Annotated in this window: 29 protein-coding genes; 19 read left to right on the top strand and 10 right to left on the bottom strand. The window is 70.7% G+C overall.

The features are described from left to right. From ACWDEW_RS34045 to ACWDEW_RS34020, 6 genes are all read left to right on the top strand, one after another. Positions 1–743, top strand: a 743-nt coding sequence (locus tag ACWDEW_RS34045) for an aldehyde dehydrogenase family protein (RefSeq protein WP_450517986.1), incomplete at its 5' end; no start/stop codon positions are given. A 60-nt stretch (positions 744–803) separates the two neighbouring features. Continuing rightward, a complete protein-coding gene (locus ACWDEW_RS34040) occupies positions 804–1,169 on the top strand; it encodes an ArsR/SmtB family transcription factor (protein ID WP_450517984.1) in 366 nt (121 codons plus the stop codon). Beyond that, positions 1,169–1,798 (top strand): SRPBCC family protein, encoded by a 630-nt coding sequence (locus tag ACWDEW_RS34035; RefSeq protein WP_450517999.1) that lies wholly within the window; start codon positions 1,169–1,171, stop codon positions 1,796–1,798. The genes ACWDEW_RS34040 and ACWDEW_RS34035 overlap by 1 nt, the downstream gene beginning before the upstream one ends. A gap of 84 nt (positions 1,799–1,882) precedes the next feature. Next, positions 1,883–2,938, top strand: a complete 1,056-nt coding sequence (locus ACWDEW_RS34030; RefSeq protein WP_450517982.1) for an NAD-dependent epimerase/dehydratase family protein — start codon at positions 1,883–1,885, stop codon at positions 2,936–2,938. A gap of 135 nt (positions 2,939–3,073) precedes the next feature. Then, the gene (locus tag ACWDEW_RS34025; RefSeq protein ID WP_450517980.1) at positions 3,074–4,438 is read left to right on the top strand and encodes a phospholipase; all 1,365 of its coding nucleotides are present in this window, start codon (positions 3,074–3,076) and stop codon (positions 4,436–4,438) included. Between the two features lie 42 nt (positions 4,439–4,480). Continuing rightward, the gene (locus ACWDEW_RS34020) at positions 4,481–5,386 is read left to right on the top strand and encodes an aldo/keto reductase (protein WP_450517978.1); all 906 of its coding nucleotides are present in this window, start codon (positions 4,481–4,483) and stop codon (positions 5,384–5,386) included. A gap of 16 nt (positions 5,387–5,402) precedes the next feature. Here the strand turns inward: ACWDEW_RS34020 and ACWDEW_RS34015 are convergent, their stop codons facing one another. Together ACWDEW_RS34015 and ACWDEW_RS34010 are read right to left on the bottom strand one after the other, a co-directional pair. Beyond that, positions 5,403–5,864 carry a pyridoxamine 5'-phosphate oxidase family protein gene (locus ACWDEW_RS34015; protein ID WP_450517976.1) on the bottom strand — a complete coding sequence of 154 codons (462 nt, stop codon included), beginning with the start codon at positions 5,862–5,864 and terminating at the stop codon, positions 5,403–5,405. A 151-nt stretch (positions 5,865–6,015) separates the two neighbouring features. Then, positions 6,016–6,726, bottom strand: coding sequence for a dienelactone hydrolase family protein (locus tag ACWDEW_RS34010; protein ID WP_450517974.1), 711 nt, complete (start codon positions 6,724–6,726; stop codon positions 6,016–6,018). A 225-nt stretch (positions 6,727–6,951) separates the two neighbouring features. On the opposite strand from ACWDEW_RS34010, the gene ACWDEW_RS34005 reads away from it, so the two are divergent. From ACWDEW_RS34005 to ACWDEW_RS33990, 4 genes are all read left to right on the top strand, one after another. Continuing rightward, a complete protein-coding gene (locus ACWDEW_RS34005; protein WP_388103117.1) occupies positions 6,952–7,323 on the top strand; it encodes a BlaI/MecI/CopY family transcriptional regulator in 372 nt (123 codons plus the stop codon). A gap of 60 nt (positions 7,324–7,383) precedes the next feature. Further along, positions 7,384–8,316 (top strand): M48 family metalloprotease, encoded by a 933-nt coding sequence (locus ACWDEW_RS34000; RefSeq protein WP_450517972.1) that lies wholly within the window; start codon positions 7,384–7,386, stop codon positions 8,314–8,316. A gap of 95 nt (positions 8,317–8,411) precedes the next feature. Further along, on the top strand, positions 8,412–8,807 hold the full coding sequence (locus tag ACWDEW_RS33995; protein WP_450517971.1) for a VOC family protein: 396 nt from the start codon (positions 8,412–8,414) through the stop codon (positions 8,805–8,807). 51 nt (positions 8,808–8,858) lie between these two features. Continuing rightward, entirely contained in the window at positions 8,859–9,929 is a 1,071-nt protein-coding gene (locus tag ACWDEW_RS33990) for an adenosine deaminase (protein ID WP_450517969.1), read from the top strand. Here the strand turns inward: ACWDEW_RS33990 and ACWDEW_RS33985 are convergent. Then, a complete protein-coding gene (locus ACWDEW_RS33985; protein ID WP_450517967.1) occupies positions 9,911–10,426 on the bottom strand; it encodes a mycothiol transferase in 516 nt (171 codons plus the stop codon). The genes ACWDEW_RS33990 and ACWDEW_RS33985 overlap by 19 nt on opposite strands. 27 nt (positions 10,427–10,453) lie before the next feature. Continuing rightward, entirely contained in the window at positions 10,454–11,344 is an 891-nt protein-coding gene (locus tag ACWDEW_RS33980) for a LysR substrate-binding domain-containing protein (protein ID WP_450517965.1), read from the bottom strand. A gap of 125 nt (positions 11,345–11,469) precedes the next feature. On the opposite strand from ACWDEW_RS33980, the gene mgrA reads away from it, so the two are divergent. After that, complete coding sequence (gene mgrA, locus ACWDEW_RS33975) at positions 11,470–12,462, top strand: L-glyceraldehyde 3-phosphate reductase (protein ID WP_450517963.1); 993 nt, start codon at positions 11,470–11,472, stop codon at positions 12,460–12,462. Here mgrA and ACWDEW_RS33970 read toward each other — a convergent pair. Further along, a complete protein-coding gene (locus ACWDEW_RS33970; RefSeq protein WP_450517961.1) occupies positions 12,452–13,438 on the bottom strand; it encodes an oxidoreductase in 987 nt (328 codons plus the stop codon). The two genes, mgrA and ACWDEW_RS33970, sit on opposite strands and share 11 nt — an antisense overlap. A gap of 104 nt (positions 13,439–13,542) precedes the next feature. On the opposite strand from ACWDEW_RS33970, the gene ACWDEW_RS33965 reads away from it, so the two are divergent. Further along, positions 13,543–14,490, top strand: coding sequence for an AraC family transcriptional regulator (locus ACWDEW_RS33965; RefSeq protein ID WP_450517959.1), 948 nt, complete (start codon positions 13,543–13,545; stop codon positions 14,488–14,490). Here ACWDEW_RS33965 and ACWDEW_RS33960 read toward each other — a convergent pair. Both ACWDEW_RS33960 and ACWDEW_RS33955 read right to left on the bottom strand, forming a co-directional pair. After that, positions 14,480–14,767, bottom strand: coding sequence for a DUF1905 domain-containing protein (locus tag ACWDEW_RS33960; RefSeq protein ID WP_450517957.1), 288 nt, complete (start codon positions 14,765–14,767; stop codon positions 14,480–14,482). The genes ACWDEW_RS33965 and ACWDEW_RS33960 overlap by 11 nt on opposite strands. A 75-nt stretch (positions 14,768–14,842) precedes the next feature. Continuing rightward, positions 14,843–15,226 (bottom strand): nuclear transport factor 2 family protein, encoded by a 384-nt coding sequence (locus ACWDEW_RS33955; protein ID WP_450517955.1) that lies wholly within the window; start codon positions 15,224–15,226, stop codon positions 14,843–14,845. A gap of 370 nt (positions 15,227–15,596) precedes the next feature. Between ACWDEW_RS33955 and ACWDEW_RS33950 the strand changes: the two genes are divergently transcribed. The 4 genes from ACWDEW_RS33950 to ACWDEW_RS33935 all read left to right on the top strand — a co-directional run bounded on the left by ACWDEW_RS33950 (position 15,597) and on the right by ACWDEW_RS33935 (position 19,934). Next, a complete protein-coding gene (locus ACWDEW_RS33950) occupies positions 15,597–16,007 on the top strand; it encodes a hypothetical protein (RefSeq protein ID WP_427917827.1) in 411 nt (136 codons plus the stop codon). An 86-nt stretch (positions 16,008–16,093) separates the two neighbouring features. After that, positions 16,094–18,433: an FHA domain-containing protein gene (locus ACWDEW_RS33945; protein ID WP_450517953.1), complete on the top strand. Its 2,340-nt coding sequence runs from the start codon at positions 16,094–16,096 to the stop codon at positions 18,431–18,433. Positions 18,434–18,442: 9 nt separating this feature from the next. Then, positions 18,443–18,991, top strand: coding sequence for a hypothetical protein (locus ACWDEW_RS33940; RefSeq protein WP_450517951.1), 549 nt, complete (start codon positions 18,443–18,445; stop codon positions 18,989–18,991). Continuing rightward, positions 18,981–19,934 (top strand): serine/threonine-protein kinase, encoded by a 954-nt coding sequence (locus ACWDEW_RS33935; protein ID WP_450517949.1) that lies wholly within the window; start codon positions 18,981–18,983, stop codon positions 19,932–19,934. The genes ACWDEW_RS33940 and ACWDEW_RS33935 overlap by 11 nt, the downstream gene beginning before the upstream one ends. 77 nt (positions 19,935–20,011) lie before the next feature. Here the strand turns inward: ACWDEW_RS33935 and ACWDEW_RS33930 are convergent, their stop codons facing one another. Both ACWDEW_RS33930 and ACWDEW_RS33925 read right to left on the bottom strand, forming a co-directional pair. Then, positions 20,012–20,428, bottom strand: coding sequence for a nuclear transport factor 2 family protein (locus ACWDEW_RS33930; protein WP_450517947.1), 417 nt, complete (start codon positions 20,426–20,428; stop codon positions 20,012–20,014). A gap of 31 nt (positions 20,429–20,459) precedes the next feature. After that, entirely contained in the window at positions 20,460–21,749 is a 1,290-nt protein-coding gene (locus ACWDEW_RS33925) for a streptophobe family protein (RefSeq protein WP_450517945.1), read from the bottom strand. A gap of 162 nt (positions 21,750–21,911) precedes the next feature. On the opposite strand from ACWDEW_RS33925, the gene ACWDEW_RS33920 reads away from it, so the two are divergent. Then, entirely contained in the window at positions 21,912–23,174 is a 1,263-nt protein-coding gene (locus ACWDEW_RS33920) for a DUF6777 domain-containing protein (RefSeq protein ID WP_450517944.1), read from the top strand. 81 nt (positions 23,175–23,255) lie between these two features. After that, on the top strand, positions 23,256–23,717 hold the full coding sequence (locus ACWDEW_RS33915) for an ATP-binding protein (protein ID WP_450517942.1): 462 nt from the start codon (positions 23,256–23,258) through the stop codon (positions 23,715–23,717). Positions 23,718–23,720: 3 nt separating this feature from the next. On the opposite strand, the gene ACWDEW_RS33910 is transcribed toward ACWDEW_RS33915, so the two are convergent. Beyond that, a complete protein-coding gene (locus ACWDEW_RS33910) occupies positions 23,721–24,494 on the bottom strand; it encodes a class I SAM-dependent methyltransferase (RefSeq protein WP_450517940.1) in 774 nt (257 codons plus the stop codon). A gap of 87 nt (positions 24,495–24,581) precedes the next feature. Here ACWDEW_RS33910 and ACWDEW_RS33905 point away from each other — a divergent pair, with 87 nt between their 5' ends. Further along, positions 24,582–24,971, top strand: a complete 390-nt coding sequence (locus ACWDEW_RS33905; RefSeq protein WP_450517938.1) for a helix-turn-helix domain-containing protein — start codon at positions 24,582–24,584, stop codon at positions 24,969–24,971. The last annotated feature ends 1 nt before the right edge of the window (position 24,972 follow it).

Raw genomic sequence — 24,972 nt, 5'->3', positions numbered from 1 at the left:
GCAACGGCGCCGTCGGCCGCATCGTCCTGCGCGCCGCCGCCGAGCACTTGACCCCCGTCGCTCTCGAACTCGGGGGCAAATCACCGGCGTTCGTCGATCGCGACGCCGATCTCGCCGTCGTGGCCGACCGGTTGGCGCGCGGAAAGTTCCTCAACGCCGGCCAGACCTGCGTCGCCCCCGACTACGTCCTGACCGACCCGGACACCGCCACCGCGCTCGAACCCCTGCTGGTGACCGCGGTCGAGAAGGTCTACGGCGCCGACCCGCAGACCTCCGGCGAGTACGGCCGGATCGTCAACGAACGCCACTTCGACCGGCTCGCCGGACTGCTCGACTCCGGCCGGGTCGTCGTCGGCGGACGCAGCGACCGCGGCGAGAAGTACATCGCGCCTACGGTTCTCGCCGATGTCGATCCCAAGGCGCCCGTCATGGCGGAGGAGATCTTCGGCCCGATCCTGCCGATCGTCACCGTCCCCGGGCTCGACGCGGCGATCGAGTTCATCAACGACCGAGACAAGCCCCTCGCCCTGTACGTCTTCACCGACTCCGACGACACCCGCGCCCGGATCGCCGCCGAGACCTCCTCCGGCGCGATCGGCTACGGCCTGCCGCTCGCGCATCTCACCGTCTCCGACCTGCCGTTCGGCGGTGTCGGCGAGAGCGGCATGGGCAACTACCACGGCCGCTACTCCATCGAGACGTTCAGCCACCGCAAGGCGCTGCTGGAGAAGCCGCTGGTCTGACTCGCCATCCCCATGTATCACCGGTCGCTTATATAAGCGACCGGTGATACTTTGGTGCTCATGCATGCTTTCGATGTGCTCGGAGACCCCGTGCGCCGCCGCATCCTGGAGCTGCTCGCCGAGGGCGAGCAGCCCGCAGGGACGGTCAGCGACGTCGTCCGGCGGGAGTTCGGGATATCGCAGCCCGCGGTCTCCCAGCATCTGAAGGTGCTGCGGGAGAACGGATTCGCGACGGTACGGCCGGACGGTACCCGTCGTCTGTACGCGGTGAACTCCGAGCCACTGCGGGACATCGACGCCTGGCTCGACCGGTTCCGTCGCTACTGGACTCCGCATCTGGACGCCCTGGCAACCGAGTTGGCCCGGGGCAAGCGTGAGCGCCGGCTCCGCGAGGCCGGTGACGACACCCCGAGGAGGACCCCGTGATGGACGTGACCCACCAGATCAACTCCGTGAGCCGCCGAGTCGGCCGCCGCGACTTCCAGGCGGGCGAGGCCCGCGTGATCACCATCGGCCAGACCTACGACTCACCGGTCGCCGACGTCTGGGACGCCTGCACCAACCCCGAGCGCATCCCGCGCTGGTTCCTGCCGGTCACCGGCGAACTGCGGCTGGGCGGCAAGTACCAGCTGCAGGGCAACGCGGGTGGCACGATCGAGCGCTGCGACCCGCCCAACAGCTTCTTCGCGACCTGGGAGTTCGGTGGCGAAGTCAGCTGGATCGAGCTGCGGTTGACGCCCGAGGGTGAGGGGACGCGCTTCGAGTTGGAGCACATCGCCCATGTCGACGACACGAAGTGGGCGGAGTTCGGGCCCGGCGCGGTGGGCGTCGGCTGGGACTCGATCCTCCTGGGCCTCGGCGGCAACCTGTCGGGTGCCGGTTCCGTGAAGCCCGAGGACGCCATGGCCTGGCTGGCGTCCGAGGAGGGCCGCCGCTTCGTCACCTTGAGCAGCGAGGCCTGGTACACGGCCAACGTCGAGAGCGGTGAGGACGAGGCGGTGGCCCGCGCGTCCGCCGACCGGACCACGGCCGCCTATACGGGGAGCGGGAGTTGAGAGTCGTAGCGGCCGAAGCACTGACCCGGGACCGATCACCGTTGTAGCGTGCGCGCTGGAAGTCACGCGTGATCGGAGCCAGGGATGAGTGTCGGCGGCGGGACGGTGTTGGTGACCGGCGGCAGCGGATTCGTCGGCAGTCATCTGGTCCGGCAACTGCTGGAGCGCGACTACCGGGTGCACACCACCGTGCGGTCCCTCGGCAACGAGGCGAAGGTCGCGCCACTGAGGGCGATGCAGGCTCAATTCCCGGACGCCCTCAAGCTGTTCGAGGCCGATCTGCTGGCGGAGGGCTCCTTCGACGCGGCGATGCACGGCTGCCGGGTCGTGTTCCATGTGGCCTCGCCGTTCCTGATGCCGGAGAAGATCAAGGACGGCCGGAAGGACGTCGTCGAACCCGCGCTCACCGGCACCCGGAACGTCCTCGCCGGCATCGAACGCACGCCCACTGTCGAGAAGTTGGTGTTCACCTCGACGGTCGGCGCGATCTTCGGGGACTACGCCGACGTAGGGGAGATGAAGGACGGGATCCTCTCCGAGGACTACGTCAACACCACCAGCACCGCCGAGAACAACCCGTACCACTACGCCAAGACCGTCGCCGAACGCGCCGCGTGGGACGCGGCCCACGCGCAGGACCGCTGGCGCATGGTCTCCGTCAACCCCGGCCTGATCCTGGGGCCTTCGCTCACCCCGGCCTCGGACTCCGGCAGCCTCTTCCTCCTCGACGAGCTGTTCAAGGGCTACTTCTTCTACGGGGCACCCGACTTCAGCTTCACCGTCGCCGACGTGCGGGACGTGGCGAGCGCGCACATCGCGGCGGCCGAACGCCCAGACGCGCACGGCCGCTACATCGTCGCCGCGAGCCGGATGGTGTCCTTCCTCGACATGTCACGCGCCCTGCGGCAGCACTTCCCGCGCAACTACCGGCTGCCCGCGCACGGCCTCCCGCACTGGCCGGTGCGCATCCTGGGCCCCGCGTTCGGGCTCACCCAGGACTACATCCGCAAGCACCTCGGGATCCGGTTCACGGTCGACAACCGGCGCGGAGTGGAGGAACTGGGCATCCAGTACCGGCCGTTGGAGGAGACTCTCGTCGATCACTACGTGGCGTGGCGGGAGTTGAGGAAAACACGCTGACCGACCGCGGTCCTTCGCCGTTCATTCCGCGGACCGTTCTTCCCCCTTGACTGGTCGAGACCAAAGGCGCTTGGGTGTGGCCCGATCACCTTTCAGGTGTCATGAGCCTGACCACACTCAACCCGAAGGGCACCCATGCGAACCCCCCACGCCCTGCTGGCCATCACCGCGGCACTGGCCGCGACGCTCGTCTCTCCACCGGCCGGCGCCGCCGACGCGGTCCCGGCCCCCGGCACCTACTACGTCCAGAGCGCCACCACCGGGCTCAACGCGGCCGACAAGGGGGGAGCGGTGGAGCAGCACAACCCCAAGGGCAACGAGGACCACCAGCAGTGGAACCTCAAGGCGAGCGGATCCTCGTACGTCCTGGAGAGCACCGACACCGCGGGCAGCTGCCTCGGCCGCTCGGGGGCCCAGGCGAAGACCGTCGCCTGCACGAGCGCCGACGCCGCCTGGCAGATCAACGCGACCGGTAGCGACCAGTACACGCTCCAAGCGCCGGGCACTTCAAGCTACTTGACCGTGGCCGACAAGCCCTCCGGCGCCAACTACCCGGCCCAGCTCGCCATCGGCTCCGCCGGCGGGCTCGCCTCCTGGTATCTGACCCCGATCACCTCGCCCACCAGGCCGATCCCCGCCCAGGACCAACGCACCCTGGACCAGGTCACGTTCCTCACCGCGCACAACGCCTACGCCAACGGGGTCGACGGCGGTTTCGCACCGCCCTTCGTGAACTTCTTCCCGAACCAGTCCCGGGGCATCAACCAGCAACTCTCCGACGGCGTACGGGGGTTCATGCTGGACATCCACCAGACCTCCGACGGTGCGATCCTCTGCCACGACAGCTGCACCCTGGTCAGCAGTCCGGTCGCCCTGAACGTCGACCTCCAGCGCATCGTGGACTTCCTCAAGGCGCACACCGACCAGTTCGTCACCGTCTTCCTGGAGGACTACGTCGACGCGACCGTCCTGCGCAGCGAACTCGCCCGCGTCAACGGCTTGTACGACGTGCTGTACCGCCCCGACCAGACCGGTGTGAAGCAGAACGGCTGGCCGAAGATGGCCGACCTGGTCGCGGCCGACCACCGGCTGCTGATCTTCACCGACCACAGCCGCGCCTCCGACCAGTCCGCCGGGCTCACCCGGGACAGCTTCGGCGTGATGTACCAGCGCGAGTGGACCGTCGAGAACTACTGGTCCATGGGCTCCGGCGCCGGCACCTCCGACTGGTCCTGCTACAGCCGCTGGTACGGCAGCGACCTCAACGTCCCGCTCACACAGACGTATTCGGGGTTCCGTCCGCTGTTCGTCATGAATCACTTCCGTGACGCGACCATCGCCGGGACGGCGCAGACCGACAACACCAAGGTCCTGGACCGGACCCAGCGGTTCTGCCAGCCGGCCGCCCGCAAGAAGCCCAACTTCCTCGCCGTGGACCGCTACGACCTGGGCAACCCCGCGTCGGCCGTGGACAGCCTGAACAGCTACACATATCCGTAAAGTGCGGGTGGCCGCGCCGCGCGTATGTGCGAAACTCCGCTGATGACCTCCGCGAAGATCACCGCCGCAGCCGCGGGCACCTGGAATCTCGGCGACCTGACCGTCAACCGCATCGGCTTCGGCGCGATGCGGCTGACGGGCAGCGCCGCCTTCAACCTCGGGACACCGAGCGACCGTGACCGGTCGATCGCCGTGCTGCGCAGGGCGGTCGAGCTCGGTGTGAACCACATCGACACGGCCGCCTTCTACTTCTCGACGCTGCGGTCGGCCAACGAACTCATCAACACCGCGCTCGCCCCCTACCCCGACGACCTGGTGATCGCCGCGAAGGTGGGCCCCTTCCGTACCTACTCGGGGGAGTGGGGCAGTGCGGCACGCCCGGACGACCTGCGCGGCCATGTCGAGGAGAACCTGCGCCAGCTCGGGCGCGACCACCTCGACGTGGTCTATCTGCGCAGGATGGGGCAGGACTCGATCGCCGAACACTTCGGCGCGCTCGCCGAACTCCAAGAGGAGGGCCTCGTCCGGCATATCGCGCTCTCCGACGTCGAGCCCCGGCACCTCGCCGAGGCGCAGGAGATCGCCCCGGTGGTGAGCGTGCAGAACCGGTTCGCGCTCGACTCGTACAAAGCCGAGACCGACGACATGCTGCGGATCTGCGGCGAACAGGGCATCGCGTTCGTGCCGTTCTTCGCCATCGCGGGCGCGGGCGGGGCGAGAAGCGCGACCACCGCCCACGACGACGAGGTCCTGGCCGTCGCGGACGCCCACGACACCAGCCCCGCCCAGATCCGCCTGGCCTGGACCCTGGCCCAGGGCCCGCACGTCCTCGCCATCCCCGGCACGGGCAACCCCGACCACCTCGCCGAGAACGTCGCGGCCGGCGCCATCCGCCTGACCGACGACGAACTGGCCGGGCTCAACGAGCTGCACAAGAAGGCCGGTTGAGCCGGGGCAGGGCTGCTCACACCAGCCAGACGCCGTCCCGCATCAGATGGCGCCCGGGCAGTTCGCGCACCTCGTGCCACGCCTGGACGGCCAGCGGCCTTACCTGGAAGAAGGAGTAGGCCGCACGGTCCTCACGGGGATCCCAGCCGTACTTCGCGTCGAAGGCATCGGCAGCAGCGGCGGCCGGGACGTCCTCGGCGGTGAAGGCCGTGGTCTCGCCGTCGACGAGCACGACGTCCCGGGTGTCCGCGAAGGCCAGCCGGGTCCGCCGCCCCTCGCCCAGATTGCGGCCCGTGGGGTTCGTGGGCCGGGTGCACAGCCAGACGGCCTCCCCGTCCCAGACGAACCACAGCGGGACCAGGCAGGGCAGCCCGTCGGTGTTCGCCGAGGCCACCCAGACGTCCAACTCCCCTTCCAGTCGCGCCAGTACGTCATGCCTGCGCTCCTCGGGGCCGCGGGGCGGCATGGTGATCTTCATGCCCGGGACGCTACCGGCAGCGCCCGCGCGGCGCCTCGGGCCGGGGTCGTAGGACCTCGGCCCGAGGCGTCGTGACGCCGGAAGAGTGGGGCGTGCCAGAAGGCGACATGGCGTCAGCCCTGTGAGGCGCGCGGGAAAGACGCCGTGGCCGTCAGCCCAGTTGAGCGTGCAGGAAGGGCACCGTGCTCGCCCAGGCGCGGGCCGCGGAGTCGGCGTCGTAGACCGGGCGGCCGTCGTTGAAGAAGGCGTGGTTCGCCGGGTAGAGGCGCAGGTCCGCGGTGATGCCGGACTGCCGCTCGACAGTCTCGCGCAGGGCGTCGAGGCTCTCCGCGGGGATGCTCTCGTCCAACTCGCCGTAGTGGCCGAGGATGTGGGCCTTCAGCCCGGAGAAGTCGGGGAACTCGCCCTGGATCACGCCGTAGAACGGCACCGCCGCGCTCACCCGCGGGTCGGCCGCGGCCAGGTACAGGACGAAGCCGCCGCCCATGCAGAAGCCGACCGCGCCGACCGTGTCCGAGGTGACCTCGGGGAGGGACAGCAGGTGGTCGACCGCGCCGGAGAGCAGTTCGACACCGCGGGCGACCGGGAGCGCCCGCATCATCCGCAGGGCCTCGTCGCTGTCGTGCGCCACGTTCCCGCCGTACAGGTCGGGGGCGAGCGCGACGAAGCCCTCCTGCGCGAGCCGGTCGGCCACGTTCGCGATGTGGTCGGTCAGGCCCCACCACTCCTGGATGACGATCACACCCGGTCCGCTCCCGGACGGCGGCAGCGCGAGATAGCCGTGGGCGGTGTCACCGGCGCTGGGAAAAGTGACGTTCTGGTGGGCCGGGGCTCCGGTCGACTTCGGCAGCTCGGAGGACATGACGCTCAACTCCTGTACGGCGGTGCTCGTTGGGGGGGAGTGCCGGGGCGGCCTCGACACGATCACCAGCCTGTCACGCCCCGACCCGGAGCTCGCTCCGGCCCCTTCCGCAAGAGGCGCGCGGGAATGGGCACACGCTTGCGATGACGACACGGCACCCTGACGACTACACTTCTGTAGACGGTCTGCCGGACCGCAGACGAGGACGGGGTGAGGATCGTTCCCATGGCCGACGCGAAGGACGAACGCCGACCGGCGGGTGAGCTGGAGGCCACCGTCATGGCCGCCCTCTGGGCCGCCGGAGCCCCGCAGACCCCCGGAGAGGTGCAGCTGAGCCTCGGCACGGGCCTGGCCCGCACCACGGTGACGACGATCCTGACCCGGCTGCACGACAAGGGCGTCGTCGACCGCAGGCGCCAGGGCCGCGGCTACGCCTACTTCCCGGTCCAGGACGCGCAGGGCCTCACCGCCCGCCGTATGCACACCGAACTCGACCGGGACGGCGACCGGGAGACCGTCCTCGCCCGCTTCGTCGCCCAGCTCAGTCCCGACGACGAACGCGTCCTGCGCGACCTCCTCGAATCCGGCGAACAATAAGGGCGGGCAGTAGGGTCGGGTGTGCCGAGGAATCCGGTGCTTGATGAAATTCGGTGAGCGATGATCGCCCTCCTGCTCCTCCCGCTCGTGCTGCCGTTCGCGCTGCGGCCCATGGCCCGGCGCGCCCTGGAGCGGCTCACGCCGGTCACCGCCCTGTGGCTGCTCACCGGCTCCGCGGCGACCGCGGCGGGCTGCACCCTCGCCGCACTCGGCGCGTTCGTCCTGACCGGCCTGCTCCGTCTCCCGCTGTTCGCGTCGCTCGGCGAACTGATCCACCCCCTGCGCACCTCCTACGGCGGTCTCGTCGCGCCGGTGGCCCTGCTGTCCGCCGGTGCCCTGGCCGTGTGCGCCTGGACGCTGACCCGGTGGGCGCTGTACCAGTCCCGAGCCTTCCGCGCCGCCCGTACGCGGGCCGGGGGCGGGCCCGTCGCGGGTGACCTCTGCGTGCTCGACTCCCCGCACCCGGACGCCTACGCCCTGCCCGGGCGACCGCACCGCATCGTCGTCACCACCGGGATGCTGCGCAGCCTCGACGCCGCCGAGCGCGAGGCGCTGTTCGCGCACGAGCGGGCGCACAACGCGGGCGGCCACCACTACTTCCTCGTCGCCGCCGAACTCGCCGCCCGCTGCCACCCCGCGCTCGGACCGGTCCGTGACGCGATCCGGCTCGCGGCCGAACGCGCGGCCGACGAGGCCGCAGCCACGGTCGTGGGCGACCGGCGCCTGATCGCCCGGGCCATCGCCCGCGCGGCCCTCGCCGGACAGTCGGCCCGCTCCCGGCGCCCGGACTTCGTCCCCGGCGCCACCACCGGCCCGGTCCCACAACGGGTCAAGGCCCTCCTCGCGGCCCCGCGCGGCACCCACCGCACCGCCGCCTGCGGACTCGCCACCCTGCTGATCGCCTGTGCGGTGCTCTCCTTCGCCGCCTCGGCCACCTCGATGATCGACGTCCACCATCGGGTGGAGGTGGCGCAGGGCGAGGAGGCCCGCTGAGGGTCGGGCCCGGCGGGCGACTGGCGCGAGCGACGTTTTACGTATAACCTCACCCGTCAACATCCCACCGAACGGAACCGCGCGGAGAGCCCCCGATGAGCCGTATCGCCCTGGTCACCCTCGTCGTCGACGACTACGACGAGGCGATCCGCTTCTACACCGAAGCTCTGGGCTTCCGCCTCGTCGAGGACACGCCCCGACCCGACAGCTCCCGCTGGGTCGTCGTGTCGCCGCCCGGCACGGACGGCTCCGGCACCGGTCTGCTGCTCGCCCGCGCCAAGGGCGAGGACCAGCGCGGCCGGATCGGTGACCAGACCGGCGGGCGCGTCGGCTTCTTCCTGCACACCGAGGACTTCGCCCGCGACCACGCCCGGATGCTCGCCGCGGGCGTGACCTTCCTGGAGGAACCGCGCCACGAGCCGTACGGTTCGGTCGCCGTCTTCCAGGACCTGTACGGCAACCGCTGGGACCTGCTCCAGCCCGCCGCCTGAACCTCCGTACCGCCCGACCCCGCTCACCGAACGACCGAGGAACGACCGCACATGTCATCTACGCGCATAGACGCCGACGCCCTCCGCCGGCTCCCCAAGGCCGTGCTGCACGACCACCTCGACGGCGGCCTGCGCCCCGCCACCGTGGTGGAGCTCGCGGAGACGGTCGGGCACACCCTGCCCACCACCGACCCGGACGAGCTCGCCGCCTGGTACTTCGACGCCGCCAACTCCGGTGACCTGGTGCGCTACATCGCCACCTTCGAGCACACCCTCGCCGTGCTGCAGAACCGCGAGGGCCTGCTGCGCGCCGCCGAGGAGTACGTCCTCGACCTCGCCGCCGACGGCGTCGTCTACGGAGAGGTGCGCTACGCCCCGGAGCTGAACACCAACGGCGGGCTCGCGCTCGGCGAGGTCGTCGAGACCGTTCAGGAGGGGCTCGCGGCCGGTATGGCGAAGGCCGCGGCGGCCGGAACGCCGGTCCAGGTGCGGACGCTGCTGTGCGGGATGCGGATGTTCGACCGGGTCGGCGAGGCCGCCGACCTCGCGGTGGCCTTCCGGGACGCCGGTGTCGTCGGCTTCGACATCGCCGGTGCCGAGGACGGCTTCCCGCCCGCCGACCACCTCGCCGCCTTCGAGCACCTGCGCCGCGAGAGCGTCCCGTTCACCATCCACGCCGGTGAGGCGCACGGCCTGCCCAGCATCCACCAGGCCCTCCAGGTGTGCGGCGCCCAGCGCATCGGCCACGGCGTCCGCATCACCGAGGACATCGTCGACGGCAAGCTCGGCCGCCTCGCGGGCTGGGTCCGCGACCGCCGTATCGCCCTGGAGATGTGCCCGACCTCCAACCTCCAGACGGGCGCGGCCACTTCGATCGCCGAGCATCCCATCACCGCCCTGAAGGACCTGGGCTTCCGCGTCACCCTCAACACCGACAACCGACTGGTGTCCGGTACGACGATGACCCGTGAGATGTCCCTCCTCGTCGAGGAGGCGGGCTGGACGGCCGAGGACCTGCGCACGGTCACGGTGAACGCCCTCAAGAGCGCGTTCATCCCCTACGACGAGCGCAAGGCCCTCATCGAGGACGTCGTCCTGCCGGGTTACGCCTCCGCGCTCTGAAGCAGCCCCCGCACGTACTGGGCCTGTCCGACGTGCTCCAGATCGTCGGACAGGACGCTGACCAGGCGCACGCCCAGACTGACCGGCGGGTCCCAGCGCTCGTCCACGATCCGTTCGTAGTCCTCCGGGGTCAGTCCGCGCAGATACGCCAGGGTCTGCTCGTGCACGGCGTCGTAGTACCCGGTCAGCTGCCCGGCCGACTCGACACGCACCTTGCCGACCTGCGTGGAGGTGTGGCCGTATCCCGTGTCCCGGGCGGGCAGATCGAGTCCGAAGCGCTTCTCCCAGCCCTGGGTCAGCCACACCTGGTCGAGGCCGGCGGCGTCGGCGACATGGTCGTCCTGGACACGGGTGAGATGCCAGACCAGCCAGGCGATGGAGTTGGCGTCGGCGGCCACGCGCGCGTGCAGCTGGTCCGGTGTCAGGCCGTCGACAGCGGCATGGACTTCTTCCTGGATACGGCCGTACGCGTCAATGAGGATGTCGTTGGCATGCATACGTCCACCATCGCGCATCGCCGTCCCTCACGCGGCCGGAGTCCCGGTTTCGAGCAGGGTCATCAGGGCCCGGGCCGCCGGGCTGGTGGCCTGCGGGGGCGGGAGCAGGGCCACCGTCTCGTACACCTCCTCGCCCGTTCCCTTGAGGGGGAGGGCGGTGAGGGGCTCGCGCTTGTGACGGAAGTGCTGGGGGACCACCGCGATCCCGAGGTTCTCGTCGATCAGATCGAGGAGGCTGTGCACGTCGTTGACCTCCAGCGCGACAGTCCGCCGTACGCCCGCCTCGGCGAAGACGGCGTCGGTGGTGCGGCGCGAGGCCCAGTCCGGGTGGAAGTCGACGAAGACCTCGCCGCCGAGGTCGTCCGGGGTGACCGCCGCGCCGGTCCGGGCGAGCCGGTGGCTGGGATGGCACAGCACGGTCATCGGCTCGCTGGTGAGCGACACCGAGCGCAGCTGGTCGGTGTCCGCCTGGGTGCGGTAGGCGAAGGCCAGGTCGAGGCGCCCGGCCGCAACCTCCTCCGCCAGCGCCCCGGAACCCGCCTGCCGCAGCCGGATCTCCACATCCGGGTGCCTGCGCCGGAATGTGGCGAGCAGCCCCGCCACATGCACCCCGGCGATGCACTGCTCGGTGCCCAGGGAGAGCGTGCCCCGCAGCACGCCCTGCACCGCGGCCACCGCCTCGTGCGCCGACCGAACCTGCGCGAGGATGCGCTCAGCCTCGCCGAGCAGGGCCCGGCCCGCCTCCGTGAGCGTGACGCGGCGGGTGGTGCGCACGAACAGCGGGGTCTGCAACTCCCGCTCCAGGGCGCGGATCGACGCGGACAGACCGGACTGGGACACCATCAACCGCTCCGCCGCCCGGGTGAAGTGGTGGTCCTCGGCGACGGCGATGAAATGCTGAAGATGACGCAGCTCCATGATTGAGAAGCGTAACCGCTGAATTCCATCGGATTCTTCTGTTGGACCACTGCCCGCAGGTCGGACAGAGTGGAGAGCGGTTCTCTGGAACCGGTATCCCGTGTGCCAACCCCTCTGGAGTCGCGTTGTACACCGCACACCCCGACCGTTACGCGGACCTGCCCTACCGGCGCACCGGCCGCAGCGGTCTGAAACTCCCCGCGATCTCGCTCGGCCTGTGGCACAACTTCGGGCCCGACCGCCCGGTCGACACCCAGCGCGCCATCCTGCGCCGCGCCTTCGACCTCGGCGTCACCCACTTCGACCTGGCGAACAACTACGGCCCGCCGCCCGGCGCCGCCGAGTCCGCCCTCGGCGAGGCGCTGAAAGCGGACTTCGGGTCGTACCGCGACGAACTGGTGATCTCCACCAAGGCCGGCTATCTGATGTGGCCCGGCCCCTACGGCGAGTGGGGTTCGCGCAAGTACCTGCTCTCCTCGCTGGACCAGAGCCTGAGCCGCATGGGCCTGGACTACGTCGACATCTTCTACTCGCACCGCCCCGACCCGGAGACTCCGCTGGAGGAGACGATGGGCGCCCTGCACTCCGCGGTCCAGCAGGGCAAGGCGCTCTACGTCGGCATCTCCAACTACTCGGCGGAGCAGACCCGCGAGGCCGCCCGCATCCTGGGCGACCTGGGCACCCCGCTCCTGATCCACCAACCGCGCTACTCGATGCTCGACCGCCGCCCCGAGGACGAGGGCCTGCTCGACGCGCTCGACGAGCTCCAGGTCGGCTCCATCGTCTTCTCCCCGCTGGAGCAGGGGCTGCTCAGCTCCCGCTACCTCGACGGCATCCCGGAGGGTTCCCGGGCGGCGAGCGACAGCCCGTTCCTGAACTCGGACGCGGTCACCGAGGACCTGGTGGGGCAGCTGCGCGCGCTCGACGACATCGCCAAGGGGCGCGGTCAGACCCTTGCCCAGCTGGCCCTGGCCTGGGTGCTGCGCGGCGGCCGGGTGACCTCGGCGCTGGTCGGTGCGAGCAGCCCGCAGCAGATCGAGGACAGCGTCGCGGCCACCCGCAACCTGGACTTCGACGCCGAGGAACTGGCCCGCATCGACGCGATCGTCAGGCCGTAAGCCGCTCGCTGATCTCCCAGAGGCGCGCCGCCGCCTCTGGGTCGACGGCGCGGGGCAGCACGCCCGGGGTGTTCTCACCGGCGTACCAGGCGGCCTCGTTCTCGGCGGTCACCAGCGGGCTGATGTCGACGTTCTCGCAGTACACCCCGCCGAGGCCGGCCAGTTGCGGACTGGTCGCGCACCAGACGCCGGTGGCCGCGCCCTGCTGCACGGTCTTCATCTGGCGCTCGGGATCACGGACGGGCCTGCCCTCGCCGTCGAGCGCCCCCGCGGCCTGGAGTATGGATGTGTCGAGGTGCTTGACGAGTCCGGTGTCGATGATGAGACCCGGGTGCACGGCGAAGGCCCGGATGCCCTGCGCCCGCCCGCGCCGGTCCAGCTCCACGGCGAACAGGGCGTTGGCCGTCTTCGACTGGCCGTAGGCCGCGAACGGCTCGTAGGCCCGGTGCTCGAAGTGCAGGTCGTCGAAGTCGATTCCGGCGAAGCGGATGCCCCGTGAGGACAGCGCCACGACCCGTGCGCCCTCGGCCGCGATCAGCGCGGGCCACAGCCGGGTGGTCAGCTGGAAGTGCCCCAGGTGGTTGGTGGCGAACTGCGTCTCGTAGCCGCGCGCGTCCCGCTTCAGCGGGGTCGCCATGATCCCGGCGTTGTTGACCAGCAGGTGCAGCGGGCGCCCGGAGGCGAGGAACTTCTCCGCGAAGGTGTCGACGGACGCCGGGTCCAGCAGGTCCAGGTACTCGACCTCGGCTCCGGGCACGGCCTCCAGCGCAGTCCGTGCCCGCTCCACGTCCCTCGCCGGTACGACGATCTCGGCGCCGGCGGCGCGCAGGACGCGGGCCGTCTCCAGGCCGATGCCCGAGTAGCCGCCCGTGACGATCGCGACCCTGCCGGTGAGGTCGATGCCCTTGATCACTTCCTCGGCGGTGGAGGCGGCGCCGAAGCCGGAGTTCAGGGGTTGCTGTGCGGTGGTGGTCATCTCTGCTCTCTCCTTGTCAGGTTGAGCTGGTGAAACCACCGTAGGTCGGCCGTTCCGTACGATGAATACTTGAGAATCCGCATTACTTGCGTGATAGTTCGAGCATGACCGTGGATCCTCTCTCCGACGCCCTCGCCGTCGCCGACGCCCGCAGCGTGTTCTCCGGCGGGTTCACGGCCGGCGGCGACTGGGCCATCCAGCTGCGCGGACGCGACCGGCTGAAGGTGAACGCCGTGCTCCAGGGCAGCTGCCTGCTGATACGGGACGACGGCGGCGAACCCCTTCGGCTCGCCGAGGGAGACGTGGTGATCTCCGACGGCGGTCAGCCGTACACGCTGTGCAGCCGGCCCGGTGTCGAGCCGACCGACTCCGACGACGTGGTGATGGACCCGGAGACGCGGATGGGCCGCCTCGGTCAGGGAGAGGCGGTGGATGTCGCCTGCGTGTCCGGGCACATCGACCTCAGCCGTGACCGCGGCGACCTGCTGCGCCGGGCGCTGCCGGAGCTGGTCCACGTCCGGGCCGACTCGCCCGATGCCGGTGTACTGCGCTGGCTCATCGGGCAGTTGGCGGCCGAGATGCGGACCCGCAGGGCCGGTGTCGAGTTCGTCTCGGCGCAGCTCGCGCAGCTGATGTTCGTGCAGGTGCTGCGGGTGTGTCTGGCCGAGTCTGGGGGCACCGCCTCTGGGGGAGGGCTGCCGCCCGGCTGGCTGCGGGCCCTCGCCGACGAACGGCTCGCCCCCGCCCTGCGTCTGATGCACGGCGACCCGGCCCATCCCTGGCAGCTGGAGGAGCTGGCCCGGGCGGCGGCGATGTCCCGCACCACGTTCGCCGTACGGTTCAAGGAGGCGGCCGGAGTGCCGCCCCTGACGTATCTGCTGAACTGGCGCATGAATCTCGCCGCCAGGGCCCTCCGCCAGGACGCCACCCCGGTCGGCGCGCTCGCCCGCTCCGTCGGATACACCTCCGAGAGCGCCTTCAGCAACGCCTTCAAACGCGCGGTCGGAGTGGCGCCGCGGCGGTACCGCGAAGAGGCCCTCGCTAGGAACTGAGCCGTTCTTCGAGCCGTACGGTCACGCGGTCTCCCTCGCCTTTCGCGATGGCCTTGCGGAGATCGGCTTTCACGGGCAGTTTGTGGGTGCCGTCCCCGAGGGCCATGAAGGAGCTGCGGAAAGGGTGACCGTCGATCGTGCCGCGCACCTTCACCAGACCGCGGGTGCCGAAGAACGCGACGGACTCTGGCCAGACGAGATAGGTCCAGCCGGCGTCGTTCGGGCTTTTGATCAATACGGCGGTGAATTCCTCGTTCAACGGGGTGCCGGTGCTCATGATGTCCTCCGCTCGGAGTGGTCTGTCGTACGAAAGACCACTCCGAGCGGGAGAACTCATCGCGGACACCGGGCCTCAGGCCCCGGCGGGCACCCGGTCGAGAAAGCCGAGCACGGAGCGGATACGGCCGTCCGCGTCCAGTGTGATCACGTCGAAGCCGGCGACGGGCGCCGACCCGTCGGCTTCGCTCACCAACTCCCAGGAGAAGCGGGCGGTGTCGTGGTGCCCGTCGACCGTCCCGACGGGACGGAAGGCGAACCCCGGGAACTGCGCGTGCGCCCCGGCGATCAGTCCGGCGATCTCCGTGTGGCCGGTGACTGCCGCCAATGGGTCGGTATAAGTACCCTCGACGGACCAGGCGGCGGCCACCGCCTTCGCCAGTGCCTCCGGGGCGTCCGCGTTCCAGGCCTCGAAGTAGCGGGCGACGGCATTCTCGTAGCGGGCGGTGTTCTCGGACATGGTGAATCAGCCTCCGTCGAGGTCGTTCGTACTGGTCAGATCCCGGATCCCGATGGGTGCCGACCCGGTGGTTCCACCATGCCGGGGACCGCGCGGAGGGTCGATTACCCCTCGGGTAATGGCGGTCGGCGATCCCCACAAAAGGGACCCCGAAGCTTTTCGGCCAAAAGGGGCTGTGAATATGCCAAGAGACTGGCTAAAAAGTCGTGGTGACAGTGTTTCAGGAGTGAACATACTCGTCTGCTAGGGCACCACTTCACGATGCGAATCCGCCATCGTGCGCACCACCTGAGCCACCCGAGCCGCCAGCCAGAGCCGCATGGAAAGCGAGGCCCGACCGGCAATCGAGACACGCGACGGGGGAGTGATCGTGCACGACGAATTCCTGTGCCATGTCACCGCGTACGGTACCTGCGGCGGACAGCGCGTCGGTGTGCCCCTGGGCACCTACCGCGCTCCCACATTGGCACTGGCCCTGTGGTGGTTACGGGACCGCGCGGTGTGGATGGCCGACCGGCTCGACCCGCAGCCGGAGAACCCGCGCTTCCCCAGGGGTGCGCTGGTACCGGTCGCCGACACGGCGCCCGACGTCCCCAAGGCGTTACGCACCTGGGCCCGCGACGTCGGTCATCAGGAGCAGGTCGCCTACGAGTTGGCGGCCGGCCGACTGGTGCAGATCGCCATCAGCGACGAGAGCACCGAGTACGAGCTGCTCGCCGAATCGGTGGACGCCCTCCGTATGCAGCGGACCGTTCCCGCACTCGTCGTCCCTGTCGCCTGACGCGTGTCGCCTGACGCGTGTCGCCCGTCGCGCACCCCTGACCGCTGGCCGGGCGCGCAGGTGGGCGAATCGGTAGAATTCAGGTCATGTCAGAGCGGCCGATGGCGCCGACCGCGCCCGAACTCCTCCTGGAGACGGAGTCGGGCTCCACGGTCATGACCCCCGGCCGCGACTACCACGTGGGCCGCGACCCGCTGAGCGACATCGTCATCGACGACGCCCGGGTCTCCTGGCACCACGCGGTACTGCGGCCCGACGCCGACCACTGGACGCTGGAGGACGAACACAGCACGAACGGCACCTACACCGACGGCCGCCGCGTCCAGCAGTGGGGTGTCGGCCCCGGCAGCGTGATCCGCTTCGGCAGCGCGGCCGACGGCCCGTGCGTCACCCTCGCCCACCGCCCGGCCCCGGCCCCGGAACGCCCCTCGGCCGTGTCCATGCCCGCCTTCACGGGCACCTTCCGGCAGCCGACCACCGTACGGCCGCTGCCCGCCCGCACGGTCCGTATCGGCCGGGCCGCCGACAACGACCTCGTCGTCGACGACCTGATCGTCTCCCGCCGCCACGCCGAGCTCCGGGCCATGCCGGACGGGACGTACGAGATCGTCGACCTCGGCAGCCACAACGGCACCTACCTCAACGGCCAGCCCGTCACCCGCGCCCCCATGGGTCCGGGCGACATCGTCGGCATCGGACACTCCGCGTTCTGTCTCGTCGGCGACCAGCTGCAGGAGTACGTCGACACCGGCGAGGTCTCCCTCGACGTGCAGGACCTCACGGTCGCCGTCGACCACGGCCGCAAGGTCCTCCTGGACCAGGTGTCGTTCCCGGTGGGTGAGAAATGCCTGCTCGCCGTCGTCGGACCCAGCGGCGCCGGCAAGTCCACCCTCCTCAACGCGCTCACCGGCCAGCGCCCCGCCGACCGCGGCACCGTCCTCTACGACGGCCGCGACCTCTATCGCGACTACGCCGAACTGCGCCAGCGCATCGGCCTCGTCCCGCAGGACGACATCCTGCACGCCCAGCTGAGCGTGCACAGCGCCCTGTCCTATGCGGCCGAACTGCGCTTCCCGCAGGACACGGCGAAGGCCGAACGGCAGGCCCGGGTCGAGGAGGTCGTCCGCGAGCTGGGCCTCCAGCAGCGGGCCGAGCAGCCCGTGCACAGCCTCTCCGGCGGCCAGCGCAAGCGGGTCAGCGTGGCCCTGGAACTGCTGACCAAGCCGTCGCTGCTCTTCCTCGACGAACCGACCTCAGGACTCGACCCCGGCATGGACCGCTCGGTGATGCACATGCTGCGGGGCCTCGCCGACGACGGCCGCACCGTCATCGTCGTCACCCACAGCGTCCTCAGCCTCGACGTCTGCGACCGCCTCCTGGTGCTCGCGCCCGGCGGCAGGGTCGCCTACTACGGGCCTCCCGGCGACGCCCTCGCCTTCTTCGGTTTCGAGCACTGGCCGGAGGCCTTCGAGTCCTTCGAACGCGATCAGGACCGGGACTGGGCGGGGGAGTTCAGGGAATCCCCCTTCCAACGCCAGTACATCCGCAACTCCACCGCGCAGCCCCACCTGCTCGGCTCCGGCCCGGTCGCCGTGGCGCCGCCGCCCCGGCCCCGCAGCCGCAGCGCCCAACTCGGCACGCTGGTACGGCGTTACGCCGCAGCCCTCGCCGCCGACCGGACCTTCCTCGCCATCATGATCGCGCTGCCGTTCGTGATGGGCGCGATGGCCCGCGCGCTCGCCGGGAGCACACTGACGCGGGAGACGGCGATGAACGCGCTGCTCATCCTCTGCGTCGGCGGCGTGCTGACCGGCGCGGCCAACGCCGTGCGCGAACTCGTCAAGGAACGCGCGATCTACCGGCGCGAGAGAGCCGTCGGCCTGTCCAGATCGGCGTACCTGCTCTCCAAGGTCGTCGTGCTGGGCGCGATCACCGTGGCGCAGGCCGTGGTGCTCACCCTGGTCGGTCTGTTCGGCGTCGACCTCAACGCTCCCCGTGGAAAAGGGGTGTTGATGCCGCCCCTGATCGAAATCACCGTGGCCGTGGCCCTGTTGGCGTTCACGGCGATGATGCTCGGCCTGCTGGTCTCCGCGCTGGTGCGCAAGGAGGAGGTCACGATGCCGCTGCTCGTGCTGCTCGCCATCGTCCAAGTGGTGTTCTGCGGCGCCCTGTTGAAGCTGCACGGCGTGCCCGGCCTGGAACAGCTCTCCTGGCTCGTGCCCTCGCGGTGGGCGCTTGGCGGCATGGCCGGCACCATCGGGCTGGCCCGGATCGTGCCGGGCGAGCTGACCGGCGATCCGCTGTTCCGGCACTCGGCCGGGGCCTGGCTGCTCAACATGGGCATGCTCGTCGTACTGTCGCTGCTCTTCGGCGTCCTGGTGTCCCGGCTGCTGCGCCGGCACGAACCCGCCGTGATGCGGAAATAGGGCGCCCCGATGACGACCACCCCCGGCTTCCGGCCCACGCATGTCGTCCCCGAACACGGGATGCTCGCCTGGGAGGCCCCGGACCCCGCCCGCCCCACCGTGCCCCTCGACGCGCTGCTCCCCGTGCAGCTCCTGGAGCGGCGCGGCGACTGGGCGCACACCCTGTGCTCCAACGGCTGGTCCGCCTGGGTCGACGGCCGCCACCTCATCTCCGTCTCCCAGGACCCGCCCGCCGCCGGCGCCCCGCGGGCCCGCACCGCCGACCCGCGCCCGCTCCTGGCCCGCGCCGAACAGGCCCTCGCCCGCTACCGCAGTGCGGTGGAGGAACTCGCGAGCGGCGCCCTCGACGGCGCGTCCTTCGAGGCCCGCACCAAGGGTCTGCGCATCGGAGTGGTCGTCGACGGCGCGTCCGTCTGGCTCTACGACGCCGACCACGAACGCTGGGTCTACGGCGACGGCACCCGGCTCAGCATCTACGCCACCGACGACGGACCCCGCGCGGAGCCGGCCGATCCCGGCCACGCCCCCACCCAGGTCGTGAGCCCCGATGGCCCGTGACGCGAGCCACTTCTCCGGGCGACCCTCCGAGCTGATCGGCCAGCAGATCGCCGGTTACCGCATCGAGGGCGAGATCGGCCGCGGTGGCATGGCGGTCGTCTACCGCGCCCACGACCTGCGCCTGGACCGCACGGTCGCCCTCAAACTGCTCGCCCCGGAACTCGCCCGCAATGACACCTTCCGCAAACGCTTCACCCACGAGTCCCGGGTAGCCGCCGCGATCGACCACCCGCACATCGTGCCGGTCTTCGAGGCGGGCGAGACGGACGGCGTCCTGTACATCGCCATGCGCTACGTCTCCGGCAGCGACCTGCGCCATCTCCTGGACCGGGCGGGCCCGTTGGGGCTCTCGGCGGCCACCCGCATCGTCGGCCAGGTCGCGTCCGCGCTGGACGCAGCGCACGAACACGGGCTGGTCCACCGGGACGTGAAGCCCGGCAACATCCTCGTGGCGCGCGGCACCGACGACGACCATCCCGAGCACGTGTACCTGACCGACTTCGGCCTGACGAAGAAGTCCCTTTCGCTGACGGGGTTCACGACGGTCGGGCAGTTCGTGGGCACGCTCGACTACGTGGCTCCCGAGCAGATCTCAGGCCGACCAGTCGACGGGCGCTGTGACGTGTACGGGCTCGCCTGCGTCGCCTTCGAGACCCTCGCGGGGCGTCCGCCGTTCCGGCGCGACGACGACATGGCGCTGTTGTGGGCCCACCAGTACGACCTGCCGCCGGCGGTCACCGAGTCCCGGCCCGATCTGCCCGGGCATGTCGACGCCGTGTTCGCGAAGGCGTTGGCGAAGAGTCCGGACGATCGGTACGAGTCGTGTCAGGCGTTCGTCACGGAGTTGCGGGGTGGGGTGTCCGGGCGCGCGGCTACCGCGGTGGACCTTGGGGTGGCCGCGGTGCCGGCGTGGGCTGCGCCGGTGTTCAGGGGCGGTAACTGATCTATTTTGTCTGCGGGTTCGTCGCGGCTGGGCGCGCCCACGCGGCGGAGCCGCATATGGATACGGCCCCGCGCCCCTCAGGGGGCGCTGTGCGCCCCGTTCAGCGGCTCGCGTCGTGCCGACACCTTGCGATGCGAGATCCGCCAGCCCGCCCCCGTCCGCACCACTGTGTCCTCGTACGTCACCGAACCGCACGAGCCGTCCGTCCGGACCCCCAGGCCCTTCGACCGGACCCGGACCCGTCCTTCCGCCGACGCGTCGATCACCACGTTCGTGACGTGATGGGCGACGGGGTTCCCGGCTCCCAACGCCAGGGACGCGCCCACGAGTTCGGGCAGGCCGGTGACCGTGCCCTGGGCGAAGTCGGTGAGGTCGTATTCGACGCCCGGGGTGAACACCTCCTCCAGACGGTCGAGTTCGCCCTCGTCGACCAAGTGGCCGTGCAGTGCGATCAACTCCGTTATGGCCAGGCGGTCTTCGAGCGTCAGCGCCATGTCTGCCCTCTCCTCGGCTGGGCGCAGACTCTCATGCCGGGCGCTGCGACTGCCCGGGGATTTCGATCTCGCCGTGGCGTCGTACCGGCTTGGCCAGCAATGCGCCCAGGAAGCCCGCGATCAACCCCCAGAGCGCCGCCAGCCCCACCGCCGACCACAACTCGGGCTTCAGGAACAGGTCGCCGGTGAGGCCGCCGCCCACGTCGCCGATGCCGAGGAGGGAGAGGCCGTAGTGGGCGGAGATCCGTCCGACGAGGCAGATCATCAGGACCGCGAGGGCGAAGGCGACCGCCAGGTGGACGGCGTGCTGCCAGGCGCGGGTGTGGGCCGGGGAGCGGGCGGCCATCAGGAACGCGGCGGACAGGAGGAGGACCGCGTTCACCACCAGGAGCCACCACACCCTGCCGTCGAACGCGGCGAGGGAGTGCAGGTTCAGGGTCGAGACGTCCGGGGTGCGCAGGACCTCGTCCAGCAGGTGGGGCATGGGCAGGCCGAAGGGGCCGTCGACCCGGCCGTTCCAGGTGGCTCCCAGGCCGATCGTGAGGGTGAGCCAGACCAGGTTCGGCATGCCGAGCAGGATCAGGGCGAAGGTCTGGGTGACGTTCCCGCGGCTCACCGCGGTGAGCAGGGCGACTACGACGCCGAGGGCGACGTAGGCCAGGAGGAGGGCGACCACGGCGTACGCGGCCGGGCGGACGGACGCGTGGAAGCGCAGCAGCGCGGCCGGGAGCGGTGCGCCGGGCGACACCAGGAGGGCCAGCACCAGTACCCCGGCCAGCCACAGCAGGCCGAACAGCACCGTCTGCGGTACGTCCGCCTCGAAGCCGACCTCGGGGGAGGCGCCGATCAGGTCGCCGATGTCGCCGAGCGTCCCGCTGCCGAGGGAGATCGAGAACTTCTGGCGTGCGCCGAGGGCCAGTCCGATCAGGCCGAGCAGCCACAGTACGGCGATACGTGCGGCCCAGCCGGCCAGCTCCGCGGCCGAGGCGACCGCGCGGTGTCGCAGGGGCCGTAGGAACGCGGCAGCGGTCGCCAGGGCGCCGGCCAGGGTCACCGAGAGGGGGATGACCGTCAGGCCCGCCTTTGTGTCGGCGAGGGCGCCCGCGTTTCCGGAGAGCTTCACGGTGCCGCCGACGGCCGTCACCACGGTCGCCGTGACGACCCGGGGGAACGCGCCGTCCGGGAGGTCCGTCGCGCCCGCCGCCCACAGGCCCAGCGCGGCGACCACGCCCATGGTGAGCAGGCCGGCCAGCACCGTGCTCAGGGCCTGGACCCAGCCGTGGCGGGGGACTGCCTGGTCGGAGGGGGTTCGGGGGGTCACGTCTGCCACGCTAAGCAGCGCCGGGGGAGCGCGCCCGCCGGGAGGGCCGTCCGCGTCGGCTTGCGGGCGGACGGGGGTCGGAGCACACAATGGGTTCGTTGTGGATAAAGCGGTATTAAACGTCATCAATGCCGCTGACAACCGCGTCGGGAAGAAGAACTCGTGAGCGTCGAACCTCCGTCTTCAGGCCGCCCCACCGGACCGCCCTCCGGCCCGCTGTCGGGACCCTCCCAGCCGCCTTCGGGCCCGCCCTCGCAGCCCTCGGGCAGCGGTGGCGCCGGATCGCCGGAACCGCACCGCCCCTGGTGGAAGTCGGTGCCACGCGTCGCGATCCTCACCGCGGTCGTGGTGGCCGCGGTGGTGCTGGGCCTCGTCTTCAGCCGCTCCGACGGCGGCTCGGCCAAGACCGCGAGCAAGGGCGAGGTCTTTCTGCAGGCCGCGGCGAAGACCGGTCCCGACCCGTTCACGGAGTCCACGGCGAGCGAGAGCTCCGCACCGCCCGTCTCCGCCTCACCCACTGCCTCGGAACCCGCGAACGCCGTACGCGGTGTCGACGGCGGCGCCCCCGGCCTCTACGGCGGTACCCAGAACGTCGCCAGCTGTGACGTGGAGAAGCAGATCAAGGCCCTCCAGGCGAACCCGGCGAAGAACAAGGCGTTCGCGTCCGTCGTCGGCGTCCAGCCCGCCGGAGTCCCCGCCTATCTGCGCTCCCTCACCCCCGTACAGCTGCGCATGGACACCCGCGTCACCAACCACGGCTACCGCGCCGGCGTCGCCACCAGCTACCAGGCCGTCCTCCAGGCCGGCACCGCCGTACTCGTCGACAGCCACGGCGTGCCCCGAGTCCGCTGCGCCTGCGGCAACCCGCTCTCCCCGCCCGTCGCCCAGCAGACCACCCCGAAGCAGACCGGCGACACCTGGTCGTCGTACCGGCCGCAGAACGTCGTCGTGGTCACGCCCGCACCGCAGGTCATCAACATCTTCGTGATCTACGACCCCCACAACGGGCACTGGTTCGGCCGCCACCACGGCGACACGGGCCGACACGACCACCGGACCCCGCCGCCGCTGAACCCGGCCAGCCCCTCGGTGACCGTGTCCCCGCCGACCTCGCCCTCCTCCGCATCCCCGTCGGCGTGCGCCTCCACCTCCCCCGGCACACCGGGCACGCCCGGCGCGTCCACGAGCCCGTGCCCGCCGACGTCGAGCTCCCCGTCCTCGCCGTCCGCTCCGTCCTCGTCGTCCCCGAGTTCGGAATCGCCGTCCTCCGAGCCGCCCTCGACCGAGTCGTCGGCAGCCTCGTCGGCCTCGTCCTCGGCACCCGAATCGGTCGTCTCCAGCGCTACGACGACGTCCGCGTCGGCTTCGCTGTCGAGCTTCAGCGCGCCGGTTTCCCCGGGGACGAGTTCACCGTCACTCTCGTAGGTGGACTGCCCGGCGTGGGGCTGGGTACGAGCACTGGTGCGACAGCAACAAGGCCGGCGCCCGCCTTCGAGAGAGACACGCATGATCGACCACCGGGACGGGGTAGTGATACCGACTCGTTTCGACGTGCCCGTGGAACCGCTGCGGCGGGCGGCGCACTACACCGGGGAACCGGGCTGCATCTCCGATGCCCGGCACTTCACGCACCAGTTCCTGGAGCAGCTCAGAACCGAGTGGTGCGCCACGATCGACGACCGGTCCGAGGGTGAACTGCTGCTGGTGGTGAGCGAGTTGGTCACCAACGCGGACCGGCACAGCAACGGCCCGTACATCCTGGAGCTGGAGGGCACGGACGCGTCGGTGACGGTGTCCGTCTGTGACAGCAGCGTCGCCCTGCCCCGGCTGTTCGCCCGCGACCCCGAGCGGATCGGCCGGCACGGTCTGGAGATCGTGAACGCCCTGGCCGCCCGGGTGACGGTCGAACGGGTACCGGTCGGCAAGCAGGTGCGTGCGGTGGTGCGCCTGAACAGCGAGGACCGCTAGGCCTCAGGCCCGGGTGGCCGTGATCAGTTCGTGGAGGTACCGCTTGGTGACCCGGCCGCCGTGTCGTGTCGCCAGCAGCTCCCGGAGGCAGGCCAGGAGGCCCTGGCGTGAGGGCTCGTCCAGGGCCAGATGGCCCGAGTAGGTGAGCACGACGTCGAGGTACTCGTCGGTCGTGTAGGTGATCTCCTGCGCGTCGCGCCACACCGTGACGTCCTCGAAGTGCTCGGAGCGCTCGAACTCCCCGGTGTCCGTGGCCGATTCGTCCTCGGTGGGACTCCGGAAGCCGGGCTGGGTGGTCGGGTCCCAACGTTCGTAGCAGCGCTGCATCCGGTCGAAGAACTCCTGGGTGCCGCCCGCCACATGGTGCGTGGTGACGACCGCGAGCTGCCCGCCCGGGCGCAGGGCGGACGCCGCTTTCGCCAGGAACATAGCGGGATCGAACCAGTGGAACGCCGTCGCGATCGCCACCAGGTCGAAGGGCTCGTCCGGCAGTTCCCAGCGCTCGAAGTCCGCCACCCGCACGTCCACCCGGGGGAACGCGCTCAGGTTGCGCCGGGCCACCGCCGCCAGGGACGGCCCCAGCTCCACGGCGGTCAGCCGACAGCCGAACTCGGCCAGCGGGACGGTGAGTTGACCGGTCCCGGGAGCGATCTCCAGCACCCGGCCGCCCGGGCCGAGGCCTGCCACCCGGGCCAGTTCCGCAACCAGGGGGCGCGGATACCGCGGGCGGGCCCGGTCGTACCGCTCGGCCGCACCGTCGAACGTGTCGCGCAGCACCGTTACCGCACCCTTCGGATCGGCGATTCCACCCAGGGCAGAATGCTGATCCCTTGCCCTGGCGTCCAGCGCTTTTAGTCTGAGGGGGTGAGCAATCAAGCGCCGAACCAAGCCCGCGTGATCCCCCTGCGCCCGCACGAGCCGGCCCCCCACCTGCCGGAGCCCACGGTTCCCGCGCCCAAGGAACCCCTGTGGCGCGACCTGGTCGGTGACGTCCTGCGACGTGAACGCCTCGCCCAGGAACGCACGTTGAAGGATGTGGCCGACGCCGCCCGGATCTCCGTGCCGTATCTCTCGGAGGTGGAGCGGGGCCGCAAGGAGGCCTCCTCGGAGGTCCTCGCGGCCGCCGCCCACGCCCTCGGTCTCGATCTCGGCGACCTGCTGTCGCTGACCCGGAACGAGTTCACCCAGTACCGCAACAGGCGTCAGGGCAGGGTGAGTTCGCCGTACAACGGGCTGTGCCTGGTCGCCGCCTGAC

This window comes from Streptomyces sp. NPDC001100, from assembly GCF_053598575.1.
This window is presented reverse-complemented; position numbering and strand designations above follow the sequence as displayed.

Coding starts and splice junctions, on each gene's coding strand:
- ACWDEW_RS33985 (WP_450517967.1), bottom strand. CDS start 10,426: ATGCATGCCAACGACATCCTCATTGACGCGTACGGCCGTATCCAGGAA.
- ACWDEW_RS33990 (WP_450517969.1), top strand. CDS start 8,859: ATGTCATCTACGCGCATAGACGCCGACGCCCTCCGCCGGCTCCCCAAG.
- ACWDEW_RS34020 (WP_450517978.1), top strand. CDS start 4,481: ATGACCTCCGCGAAGATCACCGCCGCAGCCGCGGGCACCTGGAATCTC.
- ACWDEW_RS34025 (WP_450517980.1), top strand. CDS start 3,074: ATGCGAACCCCCCACGCCCTGCTGGCCATCACCGCGGCACTGGCCGCG.
- ACWDEW_RS34040 (WP_450517984.1), top strand. CDS start 804: ATGCATGCTTTCGATGTGCTCGGAGACCCCGTGCGCCGCCGCATCCTG.
- ACWDEW_RS33915 (WP_450517942.1), top strand. CDS start 23,256: ATGATCGACCACCGGGACGGGGTAGTGATACCGACTCGTTTCGACGTG.
- ACWDEW_RS33995 (WP_450517971.1), top strand. CDS start 8,412: ATGAGCCGTATCGCCCTGGTCACCCTCGTCGTCGACGACTACGACGAG.
- ACWDEW_RS33940 (WP_450517951.1), top strand. CDS start 18,443: ATGACGACCACCCCCGGCTTCCGGCCCACGCATGTCGTCCCCGAACAC.
- ACWDEW_RS33980 (WP_450517965.1), bottom strand. CDS start 11,344: ATGGAGCTGCGTCATCTTCAGCATTTCATCGCCGTCGCCGAGGACCAC.
- ACWDEW_RS34000 (WP_450517972.1), top strand. CDS start 7,384: ATGATCGCCCTCCTGCTCCTCCCGCTCGTGCTGCCGTTCGCGCTGCGG.
- ACWDEW_RS33970 (WP_450517961.1), bottom strand. CDS start 13,438: ATGACCACCACCGCACAGCAACCCCTGAACTCCGGCTTCGGCGCCGCC.
- ACWDEW_RS34035 (WP_450517999.1), top strand. CDS start 1,169: ATGGACGTGACCCACCAGATCAACTCCGTGAGCCGCCGAGTCGGCCGC.
- ACWDEW_RS33935 (WP_450517949.1), top strand. CDS start 18,981: ATGGCCCGTGACGCGAGCCACTTCTCCGGGCGACCCTCCGAGCTGATC.
- ACWDEW_RS34030 (WP_450517982.1), top strand. CDS start 1,883: ATGAGTGTCGGCGGCGGGACGGTGTTGGTGACCGGCGGCAGCGGATTC.
- ACWDEW_RS33965 (WP_450517959.1), top strand. CDS start 13,543: ATGACCGTGGATCCTCTCTCCGACGCCCTCGCCGTCGCCGACGCCCGC.
- ACWDEW_RS33930 (WP_450517947.1), bottom strand. CDS start 20,428: ATGGCGCTGACGCTCGAAGACCGCCTGGCCATAACGGAGTTGATCGCA.
- ACWDEW_RS34010 (WP_450517974.1), bottom strand. CDS start 6,726: ATGTCCTCCGAGCTGCCGAAGTCGACCGGAGCCCCGGCCCACCAGAAC.
- ACWDEW_RS34015 (WP_450517976.1), bottom strand. CDS start 5,864: ATGAAGATCACCATGCCGCCCCGCGGCCCCGAGGAGCGCAGGCATGAC.
- ACWDEW_RS33945 (WP_450517953.1), top strand. CDS start 16,094: ATGTCAGAGCGGCCGATGGCGCCGACCGCGCCCGAACTCCTCCTGGAG.
- ACWDEW_RS34005 (WP_388103117.1), top strand. CDS start 6,952: ATGGCCGACGCGAAGGACGAACGCCGACCGGCGGGTGAGCTGGAGGCC.
- ACWDEW_RS33955 (WP_450517955.1), bottom strand. CDS start 15,226: ATGTCCGAGAACACCGCCCGCTACGAGAATGCCGTCGCCCGCTACTTC.
- ACWDEW_RS33960 (WP_450517957.1), bottom strand. CDS start 14,767: ATGAGCACCGGCACCCCGTTGAACGAGGAATTCACCGCCGTATTGATC.